The 22,261-nt window shown below is 44.0% G+C and carries 17 protein-coding genes, 1 rRNA gene and 5 pseudogenes; 14 read left to right on the top strand and 9 right to left on the bottom strand.

The genetic code is table 11. From position 1 onward, the window contains the following. Positions 1 to 131, bottom strand: a 16S ribosomal RNA gene (locus AB4Z17_RS21430); the annotation flags it as partial. A 380-nt stretch (positions 132 to 511) separates the two neighbouring features. Here AB4Z17_RS21430 and glsA point away from each other — a divergent pair. Then, a complete protein-coding gene (gene glsA, locus AB4Z17_RS21425; protein WP_441961946.1) occupies positions 512 to 1,453 on the top strand; it encodes a glutaminase A in 942 nt (313 codons plus the stop codon). A gap of 78 nt (positions 1,454 to 1,531) precedes the next feature. Here glsA and AB4Z17_RS21420 read toward each other — a convergent pair whose 3' ends face one another. From AB4Z17_RS21420 to arfA, 5 genes are all read right to left on the bottom strand, one after another. After that, on the bottom strand, positions 1,532 to 2,092 hold the full coding sequence (locus AB4Z17_RS21420) for a DUF1232 domain-containing protein (protein WP_339204113.1): 561 nt from the start codon (positions 2,090 to 2,092) through the stop codon (positions 1,532 to 1,534). Positions 2,093 to 2,190: 98 nt separating this feature from the next. Next, positions 2,191 to 4,035: an ABC transporter ATP-binding protein gene (locus AB4Z17_RS21415; RefSeq protein WP_441961944.1), complete on the bottom strand. Its 1,845-nt coding sequence runs from the start codon at positions 4,033 to 4,035 to the stop codon at positions 2,191 to 2,193. Further along, on the bottom strand, positions 4,028 to 5,758 hold the full coding sequence (locus AB4Z17_RS21410; RefSeq protein ID WP_441961943.1) for an ABC transporter ATP-binding protein: 1,731 nt from the start codon (positions 5,756 to 5,758) through the stop codon (positions 4,028 to 4,030). The genes AB4Z17_RS21415 and AB4Z17_RS21410 overlap by 8 nt, the downstream gene beginning before the upstream one ends. 139 nt (positions 5,759 to 5,897) lie before the next feature. Then, the gene (locus AB4Z17_RS21405) at positions 5,898 to 6,818 is read right to left on the bottom strand and encodes an ArsR/SmtB family transcription factor (protein WP_441913773.1); all 921 of its coding nucleotides are present in this window, start codon (positions 6,816 to 6,818) and stop codon (positions 5,898 to 5,900) included. Positions 6,819 to 6,906: 88 nt separating this feature from the next. Further along, positions 6,907 to 8,415, bottom strand: coding sequence for an arabinosylfuranosidase ArfA (gene arfA, locus AB4Z17_RS21400; RefSeq protein ID WP_441913771.1), 1,509 nt, complete (start codon positions 8,413 to 8,415; stop codon positions 6,907 to 6,909). Between the two features lie 320 nt (positions 8,416 to 8,735). Between arfA and AB4Z17_RS21395 the strand changes: the two genes are divergently transcribed. From AB4Z17_RS21395 to AB4Z17_RS21375, 5 genes and pseudogenes are all read left to right on the top strand, one after another. Then, positions 8,736 to 9,644 carry a sensor domain-containing diguanylate cyclase gene (locus tag AB4Z17_RS21395; protein ID WP_441961941.1) on the top strand — a complete coding sequence of 303 codons (909 nt, stop codon included), beginning with the start codon at positions 8,736 to 8,738 and terminating at the stop codon, positions 9,642 to 9,644. Positions 9,645 to 9,812: 168 nt separating this feature from the next. Then, positions 9,813 to 11,264: a SpoVR family protein gene (locus AB4Z17_RS21390; protein WP_339204121.1), complete on the top strand. Its 1,452-nt coding sequence runs from the start codon at positions 9,813 to 9,815 to the stop codon at positions 11,262 to 11,264. Between the two features lie 164 nt (positions 11,265 to 11,428). Continuing rightward, positions 11,429 to 11,773, top strand: a complete 345-nt coding sequence (locus AB4Z17_RS21385; RefSeq protein WP_441961939.1) for a transposase — start codon at positions 11,429 to 11,431, stop codon at positions 11,771 to 11,773. Further along, positions 11,764 to 12,609, top strand: a pseudogene (locus AB4Z17_RS21380) (IS3 family transposase); the annotation flags it as partial. The gene AB4Z17_RS21385 and the pseudogene AB4Z17_RS21380, both read left to right, overlap by 10 nt. A 38-nt stretch (positions 12,610 to 12,647) precedes the next feature. After that, a pseudogene (locus AB4Z17_RS21375) lies at positions 12,648 to 12,881 on the top strand (transposase domain-containing protein); the annotation flags it as partial. Positions 12,882 to 13,061: 180 nt separating this feature from the next. Here the strand turns inward: AB4Z17_RS21375 and AB4Z17_RS21370 are convergent. Then, positions 13,062 to 13,748, bottom strand: coding sequence for a TetR/AcrR family transcriptional regulator (locus AB4Z17_RS21370; protein WP_441913313.1), 687 nt, complete (start codon positions 13,746 to 13,748; stop codon positions 13,062 to 13,064). A 170-nt stretch (positions 13,749 to 13,918) separates the two neighbouring features. Here AB4Z17_RS21370 and AB4Z17_RS21365 point away from each other — a divergent pair, with 170 nt between their 5' ends. Beyond that, positions 13,919 to 14,866 carry an SDR family NAD(P)-dependent oxidoreductase gene (locus tag AB4Z17_RS21365; RefSeq protein WP_441961937.1) on the top strand — a complete coding sequence of 316 codons (948 nt, stop codon included), beginning with the start codon at positions 13,919 to 13,921 and terminating at the stop codon, positions 14,864 to 14,866. Between the two features lie 247 nt (positions 14,867 to 15,113). Here AB4Z17_RS21365 and AB4Z17_RS21360 read toward each other — a convergent pair whose 3' ends face one another. After that, the gene (locus tag AB4Z17_RS21360) at positions 15,114 to 15,551 is read right to left on the bottom strand and encodes a serine hydrolase domain-containing protein (RefSeq protein ID WP_441961948.1); all 438 of its coding nucleotides are present in this window, start codon (positions 15,549 to 15,551) and stop codon (positions 15,114 to 15,116) included. 41 nt (positions 15,552 to 15,592) lie between these two features. Between AB4Z17_RS21360 and AB4Z17_RS21355 the strand changes: the two are divergent. From AB4Z17_RS21355 to AB4Z17_RS21340, 4 genes and pseudogenes are all read left to right on the top strand, one after another. Next, positions 15,593 to 15,841, top strand: a pseudogene (locus AB4Z17_RS21355) (transposase); the annotation flags it as partial. Between the two features lie 63 nt (positions 15,842 to 15,904). Next, a complete protein-coding gene (locus AB4Z17_RS21350) occupies positions 15,905 to 16,204 on the top strand; it encodes a hypothetical protein (RefSeq protein WP_441961935.1) in 300 nt (99 codons plus the stop codon). Between the two features lie 166 nt (positions 16,205 to 16,370). Then, positions 16,371 to 16,470, top strand: a pseudogene (locus AB4Z17_RS21345) (hypothetical protein); the annotation flags it as partial. Positions 16,471 to 16,724: 254 nt separating this feature from the next. Beyond that, positions 16,725 to 16,793 (top strand): annotated as a pseudogene (locus AB4Z17_RS21340) (hypothetical protein); the annotation flags it as partial. A 173-nt stretch (positions 16,794 to 16,966) separates the two neighbouring features. On the opposite strand, the gene AB4Z17_RS21335 reads toward AB4Z17_RS21340, so the two are convergent. Continuing rightward, positions 16,967 to 18,064 carry an L-dopachrome tautomerase-related protein gene (locus AB4Z17_RS21335; protein WP_441961934.1) on the bottom strand — a complete coding sequence of 366 codons (1,098 nt, stop codon included), beginning with the start codon at positions 18,062 to 18,064 and terminating at the stop codon, positions 16,967 to 16,969. A 354-nt stretch (positions 18,065 to 18,418) separates the two neighbouring features. Between AB4Z17_RS21335 and AB4Z17_RS21330 the strand changes: the two genes are divergently transcribed. The 3 genes from AB4Z17_RS21330 to AB4Z17_RS21320 all read left to right on the top strand — a co-directional run bounded on the left by AB4Z17_RS21330 (position 18,419) and on the right by AB4Z17_RS21320 (position 21,328). Continuing rightward, positions 18,419 to 18,766, top strand: a complete 348-nt coding sequence (locus AB4Z17_RS21330; protein ID WP_441913321.1) for an AMP-dependent synthetase and ligase — start codon at positions 18,419 to 18,421, stop codon at positions 18,764 to 18,766. A 222-nt stretch (positions 18,767 to 18,988) separates the two neighbouring features. Further along, positions 18,989 to 20,668 carry a ribonuclease J gene (locus tag AB4Z17_RS21325; RefSeq protein WP_441913323.1) on the top strand — a complete coding sequence of 560 codons (1,680 nt, stop codon included), beginning with the start codon at positions 18,989 to 18,991 and terminating at the stop codon, positions 20,666 to 20,668. A gap of 420 nt (positions 20,669 to 21,088) precedes the next feature. Then, on the top strand, positions 21,089 to 21,328 hold the full coding sequence (locus AB4Z17_RS21320) for a glycine zipper domain-containing protein (protein WP_441913325.1): 240 nt from the start codon (positions 21,089 to 21,091) through the stop codon (positions 21,326 to 21,328). Positions 21,329 to 22,261 lie beyond the last annotated feature (933 nt).

Here is a 22,261-nt window from a genome sequence, read left to right as displayed (position 1 = left end):
GGTTACCCACGTGTTACTCACCCGTCCGCCGCTAACCGGCGTTTTCCGAAGAAAACGCTAGTCCGCTCGACTTGCATGTATTAGGCACGCCGCCAGCGTTCGTCCTGAGCCAGGATCAAACTCTCCAWRTTGGTGTTTGACTTGCTCATWACTTTTTTATCGCTTTTCTCACGATTCGTTAGAATCGTAAGGGCAGTTATTACTCGTTGTTCAGTTTTCAAAGAGCAAACTTTTCTATCGTTTGTCTTGCTTGTTTTTCTTGTCGTCCGCGTGTTTCTCTCGGCCGGAATTAGAATATATCATGCCCCCCTCCAATTGGTCAAGCATTTATTTAAAAAAACTTTAAAAAGTATGTTTTCACTCGATTTTCGGTAAAATATAACCAATTACTTTCAAATAAACTTAACAAATTCCAACTTTATAAACACTTCGTAATTATAATAGAATAATAATATGATTATTCAGCCATTTATCCAATTTTAGAGCGAGTTCACAAGAGGGAGCAATAAAAATGACATTATCAGAAATCGAACGTATTCAAGCTCTGCTTCCACAATGGGTTGAATCAAGCCGTGAACAATGCAGCATCGGCAAAGTTGCCTCCTATATACCCGAGCTGTCGAAATCACCGATTGGGGCATTAGGAATTCACCTTATTGATTCAAACGGCCTTTCTATCTCTGAAGGCGATACAGATCTCTCTTTTACGATGCAAAGTATTTCAAAAGTATTCACGCTCATTTTAGCGCTAATGGATAACGGAGAAGATGTCGTTTTTGACAAGGTTGGCATGGAGCCTACTGGAGACAACTTTAATTCAATGCTAAAGCTTGAGCTCGTACAGCCGGGCATTCCTTTTAATCCACTAATAAATGCTGGAGCCATTGCGATCTCTTCTTTAATTGCTGGCAAAGATCCTGCTGAAAAATCTGCACGAGTGTTAGACTTCCTTCGCCTTCTTTCTAATAATAGCTCACTTGACTACGATATGGACGTCTATCGTTCTGAAGCCGATACAGCGAACCTTAATCGTTCAATGGCATATTTTCTCAAAGATAACGGTGTTCTGCAAGGATCAGTTGAAGATGTTCTTGAAGTTTATTTCCGGCACTGCTCCATCAGTGTAACCTGTGCAGATTTGGCTCAAATGGCTTTGGTGCTGGCGCATAACGGCAAAAATCCTACAACCGGAGAACAGCTTATTCCTCGCCGCTTCGTTCAAATAGCCAAAACCTTTATGATAACTTGCGGCATGTACAATGCCTCTGGAGAGTTTGCGATTCATGTCGGGTTGCCAGCCAAGAGCGGCGTATCCGGCGGTATTTTATCGCTGGTGCCTGGCCGTTACGGTATCGGATTAGTTGGTCCATCGCTGAACCGAAAAGGAAACAGCATTGCTGGTGTTGCTCTTCTTGAGTCATTATCGAGAGAGTTTGAATGGAGCTTGTTCTAATATACTGCTTTGCTTGAAAACAAAAAGGATGACCGCTTGCGATAAACTCGCTGGGTCATCCTTTTTTTACTGTTTGTATTACGACTGTGGATCAATTAGCTTCACATTTTTGTTCAATATGAAAAACTGCTCCGCCTTCTCACGGTGATCTTCCGTTATTTGGCCACTAAGGGACCTGTAAGCGATGAACACGGCTGTTGCATCATCAACAAAACCTGCTACAGGTATAAAATCCGGAATAAGATCAAGCGGCAAAATCCAATAGGCTAAAGCTCCAATAGCTGTGACCTTAGCAGATAGCGGCGTCTTCGGATCAGCCGAGCAATAATAAAGCGTGACTACTTCTTTAGCGAACGGCACCTTAGCTGCATGTCGCTTCACTTTTGCCCAAAACCCTTCCTCTACATACTTCGTTTGCTTCTCATGGTCACCTAATTTGCTAATGTACTTTTCTATATCAACTTCCTCAGGCGGATTGATTTGTTTATGATCCAAGGTCCTTTGAAGCCCTTCTTCTGCATCTTTAAGATCTGCATCATCAATCAGTATCGTACCGCAAGAGGAGCATTCCACAACCATTTGCCTGTTCGCGTCGACATCATTTTGGTTTCCACATTTGGGGCACAGGGTAATAGTCATACATCCCACCTCCTTGATATAACTAATAATACTCTCCATCCCCTAAAATAGTTGCAATAAGGTTTGCGTATATCAGTAATAGTGTGCCATGCAGACGTTTAATCTGATTCACTCAGCATGCCATTATTAAGCTGCCCATTAACAAGCGAGCTGTAAAAGCCTTTTTGCATAAGGAGCTGTGAATGTGATCCTTTCTCCAAAATGGCACCGTCACGCAGCACTACAATCTGATCCGCTTGTTGAATGGTGTTCAGACGATGGGCAATGACAAAGCTCGTTCTCCCTTTCATAAGCCGCTGCAGCGCTTCCTGGATTTTTATTTCAGTGACCGTATCGATACTGCTTGTCGCTTCATCTAATACAAGGATTGAAGGATCTGCTAGAATCGCTCTGGCAATGGCAAGCAGCTGCTTCTGTCCTTGGCTAATTCCACTGCCGTCTGATTTGAGTACGGTCCCATAGCCGTCCTTCAGACGAGAAATGAAGGAATGTGCGTTTGCGAGTTTTGCAGCCTGTTGGACTTCTAAATCCGTTGCATCCAGCTTGCCGTAACGGATATTTTCATAGATGGTCCCCTCGAACAGAAATGGGTCCTGCAGTACAAACGCCATATGCGAGCGCAAATTTTCACGTTTGAGCGTTCGTGTATCGTACCCATCAATCAAGATGCTGCCCGAGCTAGGATCATAGAATCGGCACAAAAGCTGGATGAGTGTTGTTTTACCCGCTCCGGTTGGACCTACTAGAGCGATCGTCTCCCCTGGCGTAGCTTCAAAACTTACCCCGCTTATCGTAGCTGTCCTTCCTTCATAAGCAAATGTTACTTTATCAAAAACGACTTTTCCGCTTACTTTTGCAAGTTCGCGAGCTGCTCCCTCATCTTTTCGTTCCTCATCTTCGCTTAGCACATCAAATACACGTTCAGCACCAGCGACAGCAGATAATAGCGTATTCCACTGGTTAGCAAGGTCATTAAGCGGTCTTGTGAACTGCCTGGAATATTCCACAAATATAATAATTGTACCGACCGTTATTTGATCATTTAAAACAAATATCGCACCTATTCCTGCAATGATCGTGAAGCTTAAGTTGTTTAACGCGTTCATCAGCTTCGGAATGAAACCAGAAATCGTCTGCGCCCAGAAGCCAGAAACTCGAATACGCTCGTTGCGCTCCTTGAAGGCGGAGATGACTGTTTTTTCCTGAGAAAAGGCCTTCACTATGCGTTGTCCTGACAATGTTTCTTCTATATAACCATTTAAGTCGCCAAGATTGCGCTGCTGAGCTTTGAATAGCCGGCCGGTTTGTTTTGTGATCCATTTCATTCCCAGCACCATAAGCGGCACAACGAGGAAGGTTAATAGAGTCAAAAGCGGACTAAGGGACAACATAACGCTTACGGTTCCAACAAGAAGGAGGATACTTGAAAACACCTGAATCACAGAGCTATTTAAAGATGAGCTTACGTTTTCTATGTCATTCGTAACGCGGCTCATGAGTTCACCATGCTGACGCTTGCTGAAAAAAGGGATCGGCAGCCTGTGCAAATGGTCAAACAATTCGACCCGCATGCGATAGACCGTTTTTTGCGAAATGGTTATCATCCATATACTTTGGAGCCACATCGTGATCGAGTGCAGCGCATAAACGAGAGCCATCAATAGTAGAAAAACAATAATTCCGCTATCTCTATTCATCAAAAAGCGATCGATTGCGGTACCTGCCATATAGGGTCCCAGCAATGAGAACGCAGAGCTTAATATAACCATTACAATGACAGCTGCAAGTCTGCCCTTATAGACGATCAGGTAACTCCACATTTGCTTCAGCGTTTGGCTCATATTTTGCGCGCGTGGTTTACGTTTACCTTTGCCTGCTGCAGTGGATTCGACCGCTTCTCCAGATTTTTGGTACTGAAAAGGCTCCTTTAATTGTCTAAGCACGGGACACACCTTCCTTCCCGAACTGTGACTCGTATATTTTCTGATACAAACTGGATTCACGGATCAACTGCTCATGCTTGCCTTGTGCCAGCAATTGGCCTTCATCAAGCAGAAGGATCGAATCCGCAGCTACGGTTGAGCTTATTTTTTGCGTGATGAGAAATGTCGTGCAGCTCATATTTTTAAGTGCTTGCAGAAGAGCAGCCTCGGTCTGTACATCGAGTGCGCTTGTGCTGTCATCAAGCAGCAGCACAACTGGCTTTCTAACTAATGCCCTCGCAATCGTTAGACGCTGCTTCTGCCCTCCCGAGAGATTAACTCCTTTTTGACCCACTATCGTATCGTATTGTTCCGGCAGCTTCATAATGGTGTCATGGATTTGAGCTAGTTTGGCAGCCTCTATGATTTCTTCGATGCTGGCATTCTCCTTGCCCCAGCGAATATTATCCGCCACCGTGCCTGTAAACAGCATGATTTCTTGCGGAACATACCCAATCTGCTTGCGAAGCTGCTCAAGCTTCATTAAGCGATTGTCTTTGCCATCCACGCGAATCACGCCCGTCTGCACATCGTACAGTCTAGGAATCAGTTGAATGAGCGATGTTTTGCCAGAACCGGTCGCACCCATAATGGCAATTGTCTCACCCGGTAATACCGAGAAGGATATATCTCGCAATACATGCAGATCGGAATCCGGATATTCAAAAGATACGTTCTCAAAGGAAACGTAGCCATCGCGAAGCTTCACCGATTCATCGCTGTCAACTGTATCTGTTAAGTCGATGTCCGTTAACACAACTTCTTCAATTCTTTGAGCTGATGCGCGCGCTCTCGAGAAGTTGACCACGATCATGGACATGATGGATAGAGCACCAATCGTCCTCATCGCATAGTTGACAATGGCAACCACCTCACCAACGGATGCTCCATTCCGATCGAGCTCGATTCTACCAAACCACAGCACGGCTATAACAATCGCATTCATAAATAACAGCACGATAGGCATCGTAACTTCCGTTAAACGAAGAGCGGATACGGTACGATCCATCAGCTGCTCGCTGGAAAATGCAAAACGCTTCGATTCATGCTTCATCCGAACGAATACACGCACGATTCTCATGCCGATTAAATTTTGCTGCATCACGCTATTCACTTGATCCAGCTGCTTCTGAACAGAACGAAAAAGCTTTTCTCCCTTTTTAAGCACCCAAAGCAGAAAAACACCAAGAAACGGAATGACCGCAGCAAGCCAAATCGCCAGCTTAGGCTGAACGATAAAGGCCATTACGATACTTCCGATTACGAGCAATGGGGCGCGAAGCATAATACGCAGTCCCATGAACACTGTATTTTGCAGCTGTGAAACGTCATTCGTTAATCTAGTAATAAGCGATGATTCCGGAAAACGATTAAAATTGGCAAATGAGAACGATTGCACTTTTTCATAAAGCCGCTCTCTTAAATCAAATCCGAAGCTCTGACTTACGTGTGAAGCATAGAAAGAGCTAAGTATCCCTACAATGAAAGCGATAACAGAGCAACCAATTAGAAAGCCGCCCCATTGCAGCACAACCGATAAATTATTATTATCAATACCATCATCAATGATTTTTGAAATAATATACGGTTGAAGCAGCTCCACTACGAGCTCCACCAACATAAGCAGCAGAGCAACGTAAGCAGCAAAACGATATTTTTTGAGAAAAGTGAACATAGTCAGCATCTTTGTTCCTCCGAGTAATAATGGCTTAGATTAGCTATCCTACTCATTATATCTTTTTGAACAGAAAATGGTATGCACGATTATAAACCCGGGGCAGTCTGAAGGAGGGGGTGCGCCTGCTTAAGGCAGTCAAGCTGCCTTAAACACTGCGAGCATCTTCATAGAACACTCGAAACATAATATCGTGATTATAGTTGCCAAAACCCTTGCCATATAAGGTTAACCCGCCTACGTTAACGGCATCTTCCTTCACGCCAATGCGGAATGTCCAGAAATTTCGCTCCAACCCAATTTCACCGATACTAGTTGATGACATATGCTGTCCATCAATTAGCGTCCCATCCTCTTGAATGCGTATCACCTTGAGCAGTCCGTATTGATTGACCCGATCTCCCCACCAAGCCGGTGAGAAACGTCCTCTTACATCTCCATAATCACCAGGGCTCGTCCACATGCCGATATCCATTCCATTAAGGGAAAAATTAATGTCAGATGGCCAGTTATCGTTTACGCCTGGCGCTTCTGAGCCAAGCTCCAGTGTAATTTCAAGTGCTACAGGCCGTTGTCCCGCTAGCAAATAATTCGGCACCTTGTATTCCACATAACCTTTGCCGAACCAAAGAATGCCTGCATTCATTCGCTCCGGCTCCAAGAAGAAACGCGGATCATCAAATTGCCCAATTAGCTTCTCCGTTGTAGCAATGCCGCAAGTCGGAAACACTTCAAATTCTGTAAAATGTCCAACAGGCACGCTAACATCATGCACCTTCTTCACATCAAGCGCCTTAGGAGGCAGTTCAATCGTTATGGTACGTTCAGCAAGCGAGCAAATTTTATGTGTGCCGCCATGTTTACGAACCATCTTCGTCTCTACAATGCCAGCCTTCTCCAGCTTCCGAATATGCATCGTTACAATCGCGCTGCTTAGACCGATAGCTTCAGCAAGCTCCTTTACGTTCATCATATTTGTTGCAAGCAAATTAATAATGGAGAGCCTGACAGGACTAGCCAATGCCTCATATAAGGGCAGCCAAGTTTCATCCGTATTCGCATTTATCATCCCGATCTCCTCCTCTCTCTATATTATAATAATAGAAGGGCATCCCAAAAGCCGCAATCGCGGCTTCCGGATCCCCTAGTTGATTCCATTATAGTTTAATACGAATAACGTTCCACGATGCTTTGCTAAGCGTCGCGGCAATTTTCCCGCCGTCTGCAAGCGCAGCATTACCTGCTGTGTGAGGTGTTACGCGATTAGGTGCGTCTGCCGTGTTCGTCATTTTCAAATCATCAGACTCAAGCACGATATGCTCAATTAGTTGAAAAGCACCGAAGCTGCGCAAATCGATTTCGAATGGAAGCGATTCTTCCGTGTTGCGGTTAACCGCAAAAATCGTTACTTCCTCTTTCTCTTCATTATGAACGGCTACAGTCTCCAAGTATGGCACGTCTGTAAAATCCTTTGTATCATGCTTCGGCGATTTCACTAGCGGCACCAGCACTGTGCCACGACCGAAAATGCTTGCGTGCATGTATGGATAATAAATCGTTTGCTTCCATGCAGGTCCGCCATTTTGCGTCATGATTGGTGCGATCACGTTAACCAGCTGTGCGATACAAGCCATCTTTACACGATCTGCACGTTTAAGCATACTGATCAGCATGCAGCCAACAACAAGTGCATCTTCATGATTATACACGTCCTCAAGCTGTGGCGGAGCAATTTGCCAAGGATCAAGCTTGCGGTCTTGTGCATTCGAATGATACCACACATTCCACTCGTCAAAGGAAAGGTTGATTTGCTTCTTTCCACGTTTTTTTGCTTGCACATAATCACAGGTTGAAATGACTGTATTAATGTAGGAATCCATGCTCATAGACTGTGCAAGGAAGTTTTTCGTGTCGTTATGAGGGTTCCCATAATATTGATGAATCGACACATAATCAATCGTATCATAAGCAAGATCAAGTACGGTAGCTTCCCATTCAGGGAACGTCGGCATTCCGATATGCGAGCTTCCACATGCGACTAGCTCAATTGTCGGATCAACCCATCGCATCGCTTTTCCTGCTTCGTTAGCAATGCGACCATATTCTACAGAAGTTTTGTGTCCGATTTGCCAAGGTCCATCCATTTCATTGCCGAGACACCATGTCTTTACATTATGGGGATCTTTATAACCATGCTGGATGCGAAGATCGCTCCAATATGATCCTGACTTATGGTTGGAGTATTCAATCAAGTTGCGTGCATCATCAATGCCGCGAGTGCCAAGATTGACGGCCATCATAGCGTCTGTATTCACCTTTTTGCACCAGTCCATAAATTCATTAAAGCCGATCCAGTTGGGCTCAACCGTTCGCCATGCAAGCTCAAGCCTCTTCGGACGCTGATCTACCGGACCAACACCATCCTCCCAGTTGTAACCGGATACAAAATTACCGCCAGGATAACGGACGATAGGCACATCAAGTCCCTTTACAAGCTCAAGAACATCGGAGCGAAAACCCTGCTCATCTGCTTGCGGATGATCCGCCTCATAAATGCCGCCATAAACCGCACGCCCAAGATGTTCTATGAATGATCCATATATACGTTTATCCACTTCCCCAACTTGAAAATCCTTATCCACTATCATTGTCGCTTTGTTTGTCATAATCATCCACCTCAATTAAATTAATAATTTCATTAATTAGTTAGTTAAGAGTTAATAGTGATTTATACTACTATTTAACTACACGTTCGTAATTAATTCAAGTATTAATTTTATATATGATGAATTTATGTTTATATTAATTCATAGGAATAGAGGACCGATTCTTTATTCGATACAAGGTAAAGGTTTACGAAGTCATAAATTTATAGTTCAATTTGCCTAGTTATTATCAATTGTTTCTTGAGTTAGTCCTCTTTTTAGACTACTATGGGACTATAAGGTAATTCCTTTGTTTCAACACTACGGCAGGAGTTGAGAGCATGAGCAGTACTATACGCTCACTAGAAGATGCAGCCGACCATATTATTGACACCTTGAAGCACTTTCTACAGGTTGACACTTTATTGATAGCTACAATTGATCATAATGGAAGCAGAATCATAAGAGCGCTCAACCGTCATGAAAATGAAGGAACCAATAGCTTACCGTTACATTTGCTGCAAAGTTGCTGCAATCTTGTTTTAGAGCAGGATTGTTCCATTCTTAACATCACCAATACACTTGATGATCCGCGTACAGCCTCTTTACCTATTACCCAGCAACTTGGAACACAAGCTTTGGTCGGAATCGCTGTAAGAACAGCTGACCAGACAGCAGTTGGTACCCTATGCGCCATAAATAAAGAACCGATTCATCTAGATGAAAGGCAGCTCGGATTTCTCCATTCGATGGCCGCTTTTTTCGGATATATATTGGATTTAGAAAACGCAAGTGTTACGGACAGCTTGACCGGTCTTTACAATCGACGTTATTTATCTCATTTGGATCATGCTGGCTCGGACAAGCAGTTTAGTGTGATGTTCATCGACATCGATGATTTTAAAGAGGTTAATGATTCGTTCGGTCATGACTTTGGTGATTTGCTGCTGCTTCAAATTTCCAAGAGACTGAAACAAGACGTCAGAAAAACCGACATCCTCGTTAGATACGGCGGAGACGAATTCGTTATTTGCTTTCAGCATTTGGTGGACAACCAAGATATCGATTTTGTAGCCAGTAAAATAAAAAAATCGATTGACGAGCCATTCACAATCAATGGTCATATCATTCATATTTCCGCTAGCATAGGCATTAGTTCAACGCACGGCACAGCTAGCTCGCTAAAAGAATTGATAAGCAACGCTGACCTAGCGATGTACGACAATAAGCAAAATGAAAAAAAACTTTGAGATCGTCTGTTTTCAATTTGAGTGTTACTCGAAAAGGCAGATGTCCAAGGTTTTTTCTTTTTTTGATCGCCACATACGCTGAGTCCATCCTGCTCACTTCGTCATAACCTTGACCACCCGCTCATACACATGGTATGAATCGTATTTTCGCATGCGGAGGGATGACGGATGAGACAAGATGAAATTCGTGCACTGGAGCGATCCATTGATGAAATAACAGAAATAGCTACCGGCTTTGGATTAGACTTTTATCAAATGCGCTATGAGATTTGCCCGGCAGAAATTATTTATACCTTTGGCGCGTATGGCATGCCAACAAGGTTTAGCCACTGGAGCTTTGGAAAAACGTTCAACAAAATGAAGCTCCAATACGACTTCGGCTTAAGCAAAATTTATGAGCTCGTTATTAACTCCAACCCCTGCTACGCGTTTCTTCTAGAGGGCAATTCTCTAATTCAAAATAAACTCATCGTCGCCCATGTGCTCGCTCACTGTGATTTTTTCAAAAACAACGCTCGCTTTGGTGTAACCAACCGCAATATGGTTGAGAGCATGTCTGCTACAGCGGATCGTATTCATCAATATGAAATGGATCATGGCACAGAAGCAGTCGAGAAGTTTATCGATGCAATACTCGCCATTCAAGAGCATGTCGATCCAACGCTCATTAAGCCTTATCAATTAGATAAGAAACGTTATATCGAAATGGTGCAAAAGGACAGCGAGCGCTCGGAGTGGAATATCCCTTCCTCCTCTTACGATGACTTGTGGAATCTGGACCCGGATCGAACCGCTGCCGCCGCATCAGCCGCTCAATCGCAGGCCGCTGACGCCAAACGTTTTCCGCCACGGCCAGAAAAAGATCTCGTCTGGTTCATTGAGGAGTACTCCCCTACTCTTGAGGATTGGCAGCGCGACATTCTATCTATGCTTCGCGATGAGATGCTCTATTTCTGGCCGCAAATTGAGACCAAGATTATGAACGAAGGCTGGGCTTCGTACTGGCATCAGCGGATCATACGCGAGCTTGATCTGACTAGTGATGAAACGATTGAGTTCGCTAAGCTGAACTCCTCTGTCGTGCAGCCATCCCGGCACACCTTGAATCCCTATTATCTGGGCCTAAAAATATTCGAGGATATCGAACGCCGATTCGATAACCCAACGAAGGAAGAACAAGCACGCTTCGGACGCGTCCCTGGCAAGGGCAGGGAAAAAATGTTTGAGGTACGCGAACTTGATTCAGATATTTCGTTCATCCGCAACTACCTAACGAAGGATCTGGTTAATGATCTTGATCTGTACATTTTCGAGAAAAAAGGCCCTGAATGGAAAATTACCGATAAGTCGTGGGAGAAAATTCGCGATCAGCTTGTTTATTCGAAAGTAAACGGCGGGTTTCCTAGCTTGATGGTTAAGGATGGAGATTTTAATCGTGTGGGTGAGCTTTATTTAATCCACGAGTATGAGGGTATGGAATTGGATCTGAAGTATGTGGAGCGTACGCTGCCTCATGTCGTTCAGCTTTGGGGAAAAAACGTTCACCTGGAGACGTTTGTTGAGGATAAAAAGATTGTGTTTAGCTGTGATGGGAAGAAGACGAGTCGGAAGTTTGTTTGAGTTAAAAGGATAGTGCTTCTTAATTCTGCATTGAAGAGCTATCATGCACAATGATGAGACAAAAAAACCGATCTCACTCGATGGTATTATCCCCTTTAAGTAGACACTCAAAAAAAACCTCATGTTATCATGAGGAAAAGAGTGAACTTGGAGGGGATTTTTCTATGGCTAAAAAGGGACAAACATTTAAGCAATATACAGAAGAATTTAAGCTGGCTGCGATGCAGGAATATATGAAGGGATCATTCAGTTATAAGAAAGTGGCTGAAAAGTTAGAGATCAGAAACAGTAGCCAATTAAAGGTCTGGGTGAGGAAATGGCAGAACGGAGAGGCCTTTGACGTACGTGCAGAAAAGACACCTAACCCTCTTACAGGACGTCCTCGCACGATCTTCAGTACTGTAGAGGAAGAACGGGATTACCTGAAAGCGCAGGTAGATTACTTAAAAAAGCGGTATCCAAATCTAGTAAAGGAGAAGCTCCGGGTCAGCGAGACAACTATAAAATAGTCGAAGAACTACGCTGTCAGCACGGCATTACACGTCTGTTAGCCATTGCAGGCATACCAAGAGCCAGCTATTACAAATGGCGAGCCACGCAGCCACAGCGCGATGCCAGACAAGACCGGGATCATGAGATGAACGAGCATATGATGGCCATCCATTTCACACATCCTTACTTCGGGTATCCGCGTATGAAGATGGCCTTAAGGGAGATAGGTTACATTGTTAATCACAAGAAGGTATGGCGGCTCATGCAGGCACTGGACATTCAATCGGTCATTCGAAGGAAGCGAAAACAGTCGAATTACACGCCTTCGATCGTGTACCCCAACCGTCTAAAACGTAAATTCCATGCCACAGCACCTCAGCAAAAAATGGTCACTGACATTACCTACATTTCCGACGACAAGAACTTTCACTATCTCTCTGTCATTCAAGATCTATTCAACAATGAGGTTGTCGCTTGGCAATTGTCTGCCCGCAACGATGTGAAACTCGTGCTCGATACCGTCGAGCAGTGGACAAGAAAAAGAGACGTTTCGGAAGCCGTGCTCCATTCGGACCAAGGCTTCCAATATACGTCTCAGGCATACAACACGCGCTTAAAAGCATTCGGCGTTAAAGGCAGCCACTCTCGCAAAGCAACCTGCCTGGATAACGATTGCATCGAATCCTTTTTTTCGCATCTCAAGACAGAGAAGTTGTATCTCCAACAGTGTAAATCAGGAGAAGAAATTCAGCAAGCTGTGGAAGAGTACATCTACCTTTATAACTACCAGCGGTATCAATCTAAACTGAAGCAGCGCGCGCCAATTGAATATCGGTGCGCGCTGGCAGCATAGCTTTTTTCAACTGTCTACTTGACAGGGGTATGACCAATGTCCTAGGAAGAAAAAATCGGCTTTTTTGCAATACATCACGTGGTGCGAAGGCTAGTGCTACGATATACAGTGTAATTGAAACTGCTAAAGAAAATGAACTCAATCCTTTTGTGTACCTCAAGTATCTCTTTGAGCAATTGCCTAATATAAATACAAAAGATCATAAGAGTATTGATGCATTGCTTCCTTGGTCAGATATGCTGCCTGAGATATGTAAAATCCCCAAGAAATAAGCATATTAGAGTCCTCACTTTGTTTCAAGGTGGGGGCTTTTACGATCACTTTTGACTATGGTGCCGCAATCGGAGTTTTAAGAGGTTCTGACACCTAAATTCGGCCTAAAACAACGTGATAGAACTAAGCTTTGTCGATTACTATAGGGTTTTGGCAGCTCGCTTGAGTGAGTACTGTTTTTATGGGTTAACTTGGCTCCGTCCCTTTTTTGCCATTTCCACGTCCTGCGGGTTGGTCGCAAATGAAAATACATAAGCGTAGGCCGTTTGAAGGGCAATTTTGAAAGGACGGGTCGATTTGCGGGTCTTGGTTAAGAGCTGCCCTCCCTGTAGACTGGTTATAACTGCACAAGCTAGTTCAGCCGGGTCAGTCTCGGCCCGAAGATCACCCCGCTCTTTCATCTTGCTAAATCCATCAATAAAGTACTGCTCCCATCCATCAAAAGAATGCACCAGGGCCACCCTGGCTGTCTCGTCCTGGTCGGCTAGTTCGCTAGCCAGTGAACCGAGCGGGCATCCTCCCAAGCTCTCGCTGCTTTCCTTTAAGTCTATAATCGTCGTTCTCCATTTTTCTAGATTTTCCCATGTGTCCAAATGTTCCAGGAGAGGCAGTTGCGCACCCAGCACATTGACGGTTTGCCGCTCAATAACCGCCAGGACCAATTCTTCCTTATTAGCAAAATAGTGATAGAGCTGGCTTTTACTGACGGAAGCTGCGACCCTCATATCGTCCATACTGGTACCCCGGACGCCTTTTTCGTAAACAAGTTGGGCTGCCTGATTCAGAATACGCTCTCTACTGTTCTGCCCGCGTGAAGTTAAAGACCCGTTGTTTGGCATAAGCTTTCTTCCCTCTTCCTTTCTCATTCTTTTTGCAGTAATCTCCTATCCTGAAAGTATAGCACGATTTTCACCAATATTATACTATGAACTGGACTATTTGGTCCATTAATGTTACTATGGACTAAGTAGTCCATTTTGCATCACACACAGTTCAAAATTAGCAAAGCAACCCTAACCTCAGAAGGAGAATACACATGGAACATTCGATCGCACTCGTCACAGGCGCCACCTCCGGGCTCGGTTATGCGGCAGCCCGCAAGCTCGCCATCGAGGGCTACCGCCAGATCATCGTCACCGGGCGCAGCCTGGCCCGGGTTCAAGAAGCGGCCGCTCAACTCGCGGCTGAGACCAAGACACAGGTTTTCACTCCGCTGGAGCTGGATCTGGACGCACCGACCAGCGTTCAATCCGCCCTCGCCGAGCTGGTCAAACGAGGTCGGCCGGTTGATTTCTTGCTGCTCAATGCGGGGCTGGTTCCCTTCAAGCAGCGCGAGATTACAGCGGCGGGCGTCGAGGCATCTCAGGCCCCGCTCATTGGTCATCATGAACTGACTGTCGGGTTGCACAATGCCAACCTGCTGAGTCCCGACGCACGGATTGTTATCGCCGGCGCGGAGCCTGCCCGAGGGGGCGTGCCGATGTTCAAATACACCGACCTGCCCGCCTTCGCGGCCAAATACCATCAAGGCGACCGAACCGCCGCTGTTGAAGCCCTGATTCGCAACGGGCCGAATGTGAAGTACGTGCCCAACAATGCGTATGCCGACGCGAAGCTGATCATCGCTTGGTGGGTCGCGGCGTTGGCGCGCCGGCTGCCGTCCGGCATGGCTGTGTACGCTGTATCGCCCGGTGGGGCGACCGCCACCAACGTGAAGCGAAGCGCTAGCCCTCTGTTGAAGTATGTGTTTATCCCAATCGTGAACCTCATTCCCGGCATGAACCAGACGCCGGAGACCGCGGCCAGTCGCTACATCCAGGCGTCGGAGTTCGGAACCGACGTCTCAGGGCAATTCTTCGCCTCGGCCAAAGGGAAGTTCTCAGGCCCAATCGAGGTGCAGCTCGAGCCCCACCTCCACGATCGCGCCAACCAGGAAGCCGCGTGGCAAGCCGTCGTCAAGGTCTCCGGCCTCGACTTGTCTTAGTGTCTCCGGCGTCCTTGTCTTATCGTACTAAACAGTTCACAATCAGCTAGGCGCCGCTGGCGTCGCAAGGAAAGTACGCATTGAACGGTACAAAGCGAAGCGGGCGGTGATCATTGGCGGCACGAGCGGCATAGGGCTCGCGACGGCGAAGATTCTGAAACGCATAGCGGCGCACGGTATCCTCAATTACTAGGTAAGCGTCAAATATCCCCTTATGCGGAATTCCGGATAAGGGGATATTTGACGCTTACTCTTCAACAGTAGAATACAGCCCCCCTGCCCCCGTCATTATAGACATTTCTAAATAGTCAGCATGCGCATAATTTCCCCATACCTTGTAGCCGGAAGCTCGATTAAGCAAGACATCAACAGAATTGTCAGTCCCAGTATTATACATACCTAAAGGTTTAAAGATTGATTTATCAAGAAAGTTACTAAAGCATTCACCTGCCACAAGCTCCATAATTCGTGCAAGGACTATATATCCTGAATTACTATAAAAAAATCTCTCCCCAGGATTGAAGTCCAGTGGTAAGTGCTTAAAATGTGTTATGGTCGATTCAGGTGGTGAATAAACGCGAGCCATTAATCTATATTCTGGAAAGTTGTTGAAATTAGGTATCCCTGAAGTGTGTGTAAGAAGATGATGAATCGTAATTTTGTCACCATTTGGATAGTCATTAATAAACCTACTTAACTTATCATTAATTGATAGTTTACTTTTCTTCCGGCAAGTTTACAGCAACCCGAAATAAAATCGCCAAACGTGGTTCTAGAAGGCTTCGGACAGCTTTATATCAAGCTGTAAGGTGTGGACTGAAAGGGTCACGTAACAAGAGAATAAGAGCTTATTACGACAAAAAGCGTGCAGAAGGCAAACTATTTAAAGTAGCCGTGATCGCTTGTGTAAATAGACTAATCCATTGGATGTATGCGATTTTGACCAAGAAAAAACCTTTCCGATTGACTGAATAAGATGTATGGGACTTCGGTGTCTGCTACGGAGAGCGTAATGCTCCTTTCTGCTGCGCGCCTTGGGTGAATTCCGGTTTCTTCGCAGCTATGATCGAGATGGGCGATGTCATGGGCACCTTCGCTGGCCATGACCACGGTCACGATTTCTGGGGCGATTGGCATGGCATCCGTCTTTGCTATGGCCGCACGACCCGAAACGCGTACCTGGATCGGCCCTTTTTAACAGGAGCGAGGGTCATTTCCTTGAAAGAAGGAGAACGAAGCTTCGATACTTGGCTGCACTTAGAGGATGGAACGGTGCTGTCAGAGCAGCCTAAGCATGAGCCTGAGGGACGTACACCGAAGAATGTTGCTATTATTTAACATAAGCAGCGCCGATTCGATAAGAATCATGGATTTATAGTCATTAACAACAGTTGCAATTCATATAAAGAGTGGCCGATTCAACTGTTCAAAGCAATCGCTGCAGGAATTCCAAAGAAATACCTCCAGCATCCGACTGAACCCCACTTTTGCTCTGACAACTACGATGACCAAAGGCGGCGCCGATGTCGTGATTGATGCGGTAGGAATGGACGGCAAGATGAGCGATCTCGAATTTCTAACCAGCGGTTTGAAACTGCAAGGGCACGATGAGCGCATTTAATCCCTACCTCCTCTTACGATGACTTATGGAATCTAGACCCAGATCGAACAGCTGCCGCCGCATCAGCCGCTCAATCGCAGGCCACTGACTCCAAACGTTTTCTGACATGGCCAGAAAAAGATCTCATCTGGTTCATTGAGGAATACTCCGCCCATATCCCCGTGTTCGTTTGAATTGAACGAAGGCACCGCCATATGCGGTTCCGACCTTCACCTTATTCACGGGATGATCCCTAAGCAGCGCAACGTGAATATCCGCTCAGGACAAGCTCCGGTCGTTCACTACATGCCGTATATGTACGAGTTAACACGTTTCGCGGGAACTTTCTTTTCGTAGTGGTTTGCCGAGAAGAACTCAAGTTGTTGATTAGCTTGTGTCATACGTTGTTCGCTCCTGGTTAGAATTGAAGATCCCCTACTCCATAAGCGGAATAGGGGATTTAGTTTGGGATCAGGGATAGCTACATTCGTTTAAAATTATTATGAAAAGGTAGGAGCAGGGAATTCATCAATTCTCATACGAAGTAAACTATATGGTTTTTCCCGCAGGTCTCTTCCATAATGAAATCTCGCCTGCCGATGTAATTGATTCACAATGACATATAAGTATTGATCGGGGCCAATCGAAAAAGTATCCGGCCATAAAATTCTCGGGTCATGCGCGATGGTTTCCATTGCACCATTCGGCAATATCTTCCGGATACTGTTGTTTTCATAGTCTCCCGCATAAACGGTGCCGTTTGCGCCGGTGATCATTCCATCAGACGCACCTTTTTCCCCCCAATAGTGCACATATTGGGATAAATTCATGTCCTGTATCCTTCTATCTCTTAGGGCTTCTGTTGAGATTGAGAACAGTTGACGGCTGGTTAGCGGAGCATAAAATAAAACCTTTCCATCAGGAGAAATCGCTAAACTATCGGAAGCCAATCTAAATGGAGAAGTCGAGCCGTCCGGGTTTCGATTCATCAAAATTTTACCTTCTACTTTCGGTAAAAAATAGGGATCAGGTGAAGTTGATATTGCCCCATTTAACCGTCTAAACGCGTTCCCATTTTCTAAATCTACGACGATAATAGCCCCTGGCCCTCTGGAAGAAGAATCCGTTATATATGCATAACCTGCTCTTCCAACTCGAAAATCCAAACGGACATCATTCAAATAAGTTGTTGGCAAGACAACATCTTCTGTAAAGGTATATACTCTTCTTATTGTATTCGTGCTTAAATCAACAGCAACTAATTTTGCTCCCCCTTGAATAGGTTCAGAAAAATTTGGTGCCCCTGTATCTAGTACCCAAAGTATTCCTCTTCCATCAGCAACGATACTTTGGACACTGACGAAAGACATTACAATGTTGCTAGTATTAACCAAATTTATTTCCAAACTGGGATAAGGCTTCATTTCACCCTCAACAATTTCCGCCACAGTAAATTGAACGTCGTCTCCCCATTTCGGAAAGCAAACAAAAATACGGCCGGTTTCGGAAACGCTGACACCTGTAGGCATAGCCCCATAAAAAGCATGCACCAGTTCAAATTGCCCAAAATATTTTTCCATAGGTAACATAGGTTGCATAATATCCTCCTCATCAAATCCGAACGGATATCAACTATATATGATGAATTTTTTTTGTAGTGCCTGGTTCTTGATAAATTTTTCTATCGTGATGAATGCTACTGCTACTTCGACCGTACTAATGCCGGTATCTGTTGTTCTCTCGTTAAGAACAAAACGTTGATACGCCCAAAAGGGCTGAACGACCTCGTACGTTTCGTTCATTTCGCCAATTTCGGTATTGATGCCTTTTGACTATGAATCGGCAGCTCATGGATATGAAAATTAAATTTAGAAGAAATTGAATATTCCATCTTAGTATGAGTCATTCTAATTAGGTCAGAAAATCCAAAATATCCAACAGGAGGAATTCATTTGTACCAGTTTCAGTCCAACAATCAGATTTCGCAACAACTTGCTCATGCCGAACAACTTATCCAACAATTGGTGAACCAAACTCAGCAAGCATCAGGGCAATATCAACAATTGTTAAACCAAGAACTCAATAATGCAAAAGCACTGGAACAAATAGCACAACGTGAACAGCAAGCCGCTCAAATTATACAAACCGCTCTGCAAGGCCATCAAACAGCACTTCAGCAATTGCACCAAATCTCAACCATCTGCAACCAATTGGCTCAGTCATCACAAACACAAATGACTGCATATTCAACGATGAACAACCATCAACAACCACAAGGCTTTAACAACTATTCTCATTAAGTCAGTTTGGTGAAATGCGCACCATGATGCAATATTCAATCCAAAGCAACAATATTCGGGGAAAAACTATAATGCCGAGTGAACATAGTCTAGGTTTTTATGATTTGAATGCTAGGATTTTAAATTATAAGCTGCTTCCTGATAGGAAAAACCCTGTTGAAAAGCAGGGTTTTTTCCTGTTTTCGTATAGCCATTTACCAATGATGCGGAGGTTTATTGGAGATGAATAATAAAGAGTTGAATAAACTATCTATTTTTGCCCTTGGCGGTGTATTCGAAATCGGAAAGAATATGTATGTCATCCAATACGCTGACGACATCATTGTCATTGACTGTGGCTCTAAATTTCCAGACGAGAGTCTGCCCGGCATAGATCTAATCGTCCCTGACATTTCCTATTTGATTGAGAATCAAGAAAAAGTACGCGCATTAGTGATCACGCATGGACATGAAGATCATATCGGCGGAATTCCTTATATATTGAAACAGCTAAATATTCCTGTATATGGAACTCGTCTAACACTCGGTTTAATCAAAGGAAAGCTAAACGAACATCGTCTCAAAGGAGCCTTATTTCATGAAATTAAAACAGACTCATTTATTGAACTAGGACGAAGCTTTCAGCTTTCTTTTTTTCGTACAAACCATAGCATTCCAGACTGTGTTGGTATCGTATTACAGACGCCAGAAGGTACGGTCGTTCATACGGGAGACTTCAAATTTGATCTATCTCCTTCCAATAAACAATTCCCAGACATTCATAGGATGGCGAAAATTGGTGAAGCAGGGGTGCTTGCTTTATTATCCGAGAGCACGAACGCTGAGCGACCAGGCTTTACTCCTTCTGAACGAGTGGTAGGGGAAAAAATTGCAGATGCTTTTCAGAAAGCAACAAATAAAATATTTCTGTCCACCTTTGCTTCCAACATTAATCGCTTACAGCAGGTTGTGGATGCTTCTATTCTAACAAACCGCAAGCTCCTGCTGCTTGGTCGCAGCATGATCAACGTCGTAACGATTGCTCAGGAGCTTGGTTATATCCACATTCCCGAAGGCATGATTATTGAAGCAAAAGAGGCCAATCACCTCCCGAGAGAAAAAGTTGCGGTATTGTGTACGGGAAGCCAGGGTGAACCGATGGCTGCACTCTCGCGTCTCGCTAGCTCCACCTATCCACATACAGAAATATCTTCTGGTGATACTGTTATCCTCGCGTCATCACCAATTCCAGGGAATGAAAAGAACGTTGCAAGCATGATAGACCATCTGTATATGCTTGGGGCTCATGTTATTCATGGATCAGGTGTAGCGACAGGAATGCATGTGTCTGGTCACGGCAGCCAAGAAGAGCTTAAACTAATGCTTACGCTAATGAAACCAACCTATTTCATCCCTATCCACGGAGAATATCGCATGTTATACCAGCATCGGTTACTTGCTGAGTCTGTTGGAGTAGAGAAGGATAATATATATATAATGAATAACGGAGATGTTCTTGACCTATCAGGAAATCATGTACAACAAACACGGAAAGTTACAGCAGGTAATACACTTATCGATGGTTTGGGCATTGGCGACATCGGAAACATTGTTTTACGCGATCGAAAACATCTTGCCGAGGATGGCATCCTTGTTGTTGTTGTCACACTTAGTCGTATAGAAGGCTCCGTACTATCCGGGCCTGATATTATTAGCAGAGGTTTCGTATACGTTAGAGAATCCGAAGCTTTATTAGGCGAAGTAGGTCGACTTGTGATGAAAACCATTGCTGACTTACAAGAAAATGGAAACGACGGTAAGTGGTCTATATTAAAACATCGTATTAAAGAATCTACAAGTAAGCTGCTTTATGCAAAAACAAAAAGACGGCCAATGGTTTTACCAATCATCATTGAAGTGTAATGAATCCACATAATTACAAATCCCCTTGCTTCAATTTAAGGCATGGTATTATCCCCTTTAAGTAGACACTCAAAAAACTTCGTGTTGTTACATGAAGATTGAGTGAACCTTAGTGGGGATATTTTTATTGCAATAAAGAGATGTATTTTTGTATCAAATCTTCCCCATGATACAGAATCCAATTCTGCATCCAAAATGGTTGCAGCATGTAATATACTCTCTTATTTTAATTCATCCAAGCATTGAAGCAGCGAATTCACCATGCGAGACATCCTTGCACATCCCTTTGTCCCAATCGATTACCGCGCAATAGTATCAAACTCATCAAGGAATGAATCCTTTCATACTATTTAGGACATGATATCCATTGTTACTACGGTAAATGTAGCAGCTGTCATTAAAACGAAGGAGAGAAATTAAATGACTAAAAATGAAGAACTCAATCGAAATCTTGATTCTGATCAAAATAGCACCAATACGGATGGAGCTGACATCGGAAAAGCTGTAGGTACGGCGGGTGGTATTGCTGCAGGTGCACTCGTAGGCTCTGCTTTGGGTCCTGTTGGAACTGTTGTTGGAGGTATCGTAGGCGCAGCATTGGGAAATAAGGTTGGAGGGGCTGCTGACGATAACAATGACGAAGCACAACGAAAGGATTAAAATGGTTAGTCACCAGCTTCAGTTAGGTATTAGATGTGTGAATGCAATTAAATTGTTTTGAGATGGTTAAAATAAATAATTCTTCACTTCCTAATGCTGCATTTCGAATTAATTCGAATATGCAGCATTATTTGTTTTTAACTTAGGTGAAAATCTAAATATCAATGGCAAAACAAGCTAGTCAAAAAAAAATTACAAAAACTTGGAGGAACAACAATAAGCAAACATTCAAAATTCACAACAACTCGCTCATGCTGAACAACTTATTCAACAATTAGTTATCATCAGCAAGTCATCTATATAATTCATTAGATACAACTCTTTTGGCGAATGCACAGGCGAGCTGCCTTTCTTAGACATAAAATAATCCATTATCATAAATTTCAGGAGGTCTTAGTGATTAGCATGAAGAAGAAATCAAAAAAACTAAAACCATACATTCGATTGAAAGGCAACCGCATTAAAAGTACATTTAATGAGCTTGAGCTTCTGGAACCTCATCCAAATAAGCAATTAAAGTCTTTACTCCACCATATCTATACTTACTTACCATCTAGCTCCTCTAAATGACTTCTATTCCAATAGGGTTGTCTGGGATAAATCTGTTAATACTATCCCAGCTACCCGTTTAGAAAGCACTACGTTACTTCTCTTGCAACTAGCATCTCCCTCACTCTTTTTTTGCTGCGATAATTTTGGCTTCCACTAAAATTTGATTTGCTGATTCATTACTTGCCAGTGTTCTGCATTTATTTTCCTAAATTCCTTTTGCTCGAAATAAACCTTTAAAATTAATGATATTCATCTTCATCCTATTTTTTAGTCTTATGGCGATATCACCCACTAGCTGATATCCTGATTATCCTTATCCTTGTCTTTACTTATAAATGGTTTCGTTTTTCAAATCTGTCCTATCTTCTGATGCTTGTGTTC

The organism is Paenibacillus sp. TAF43_2 (assembly GCF_052113545.1).
GTDB lineage: Bacteria > Bacillota > Bacilli > Paenibacillales > Paenibacillaceae > Pristimantibacillus.
Note: the sequence above shows the minus strand (reverse complement) of the source record. Positions and strands in the feature narration are given on the sequence as shown.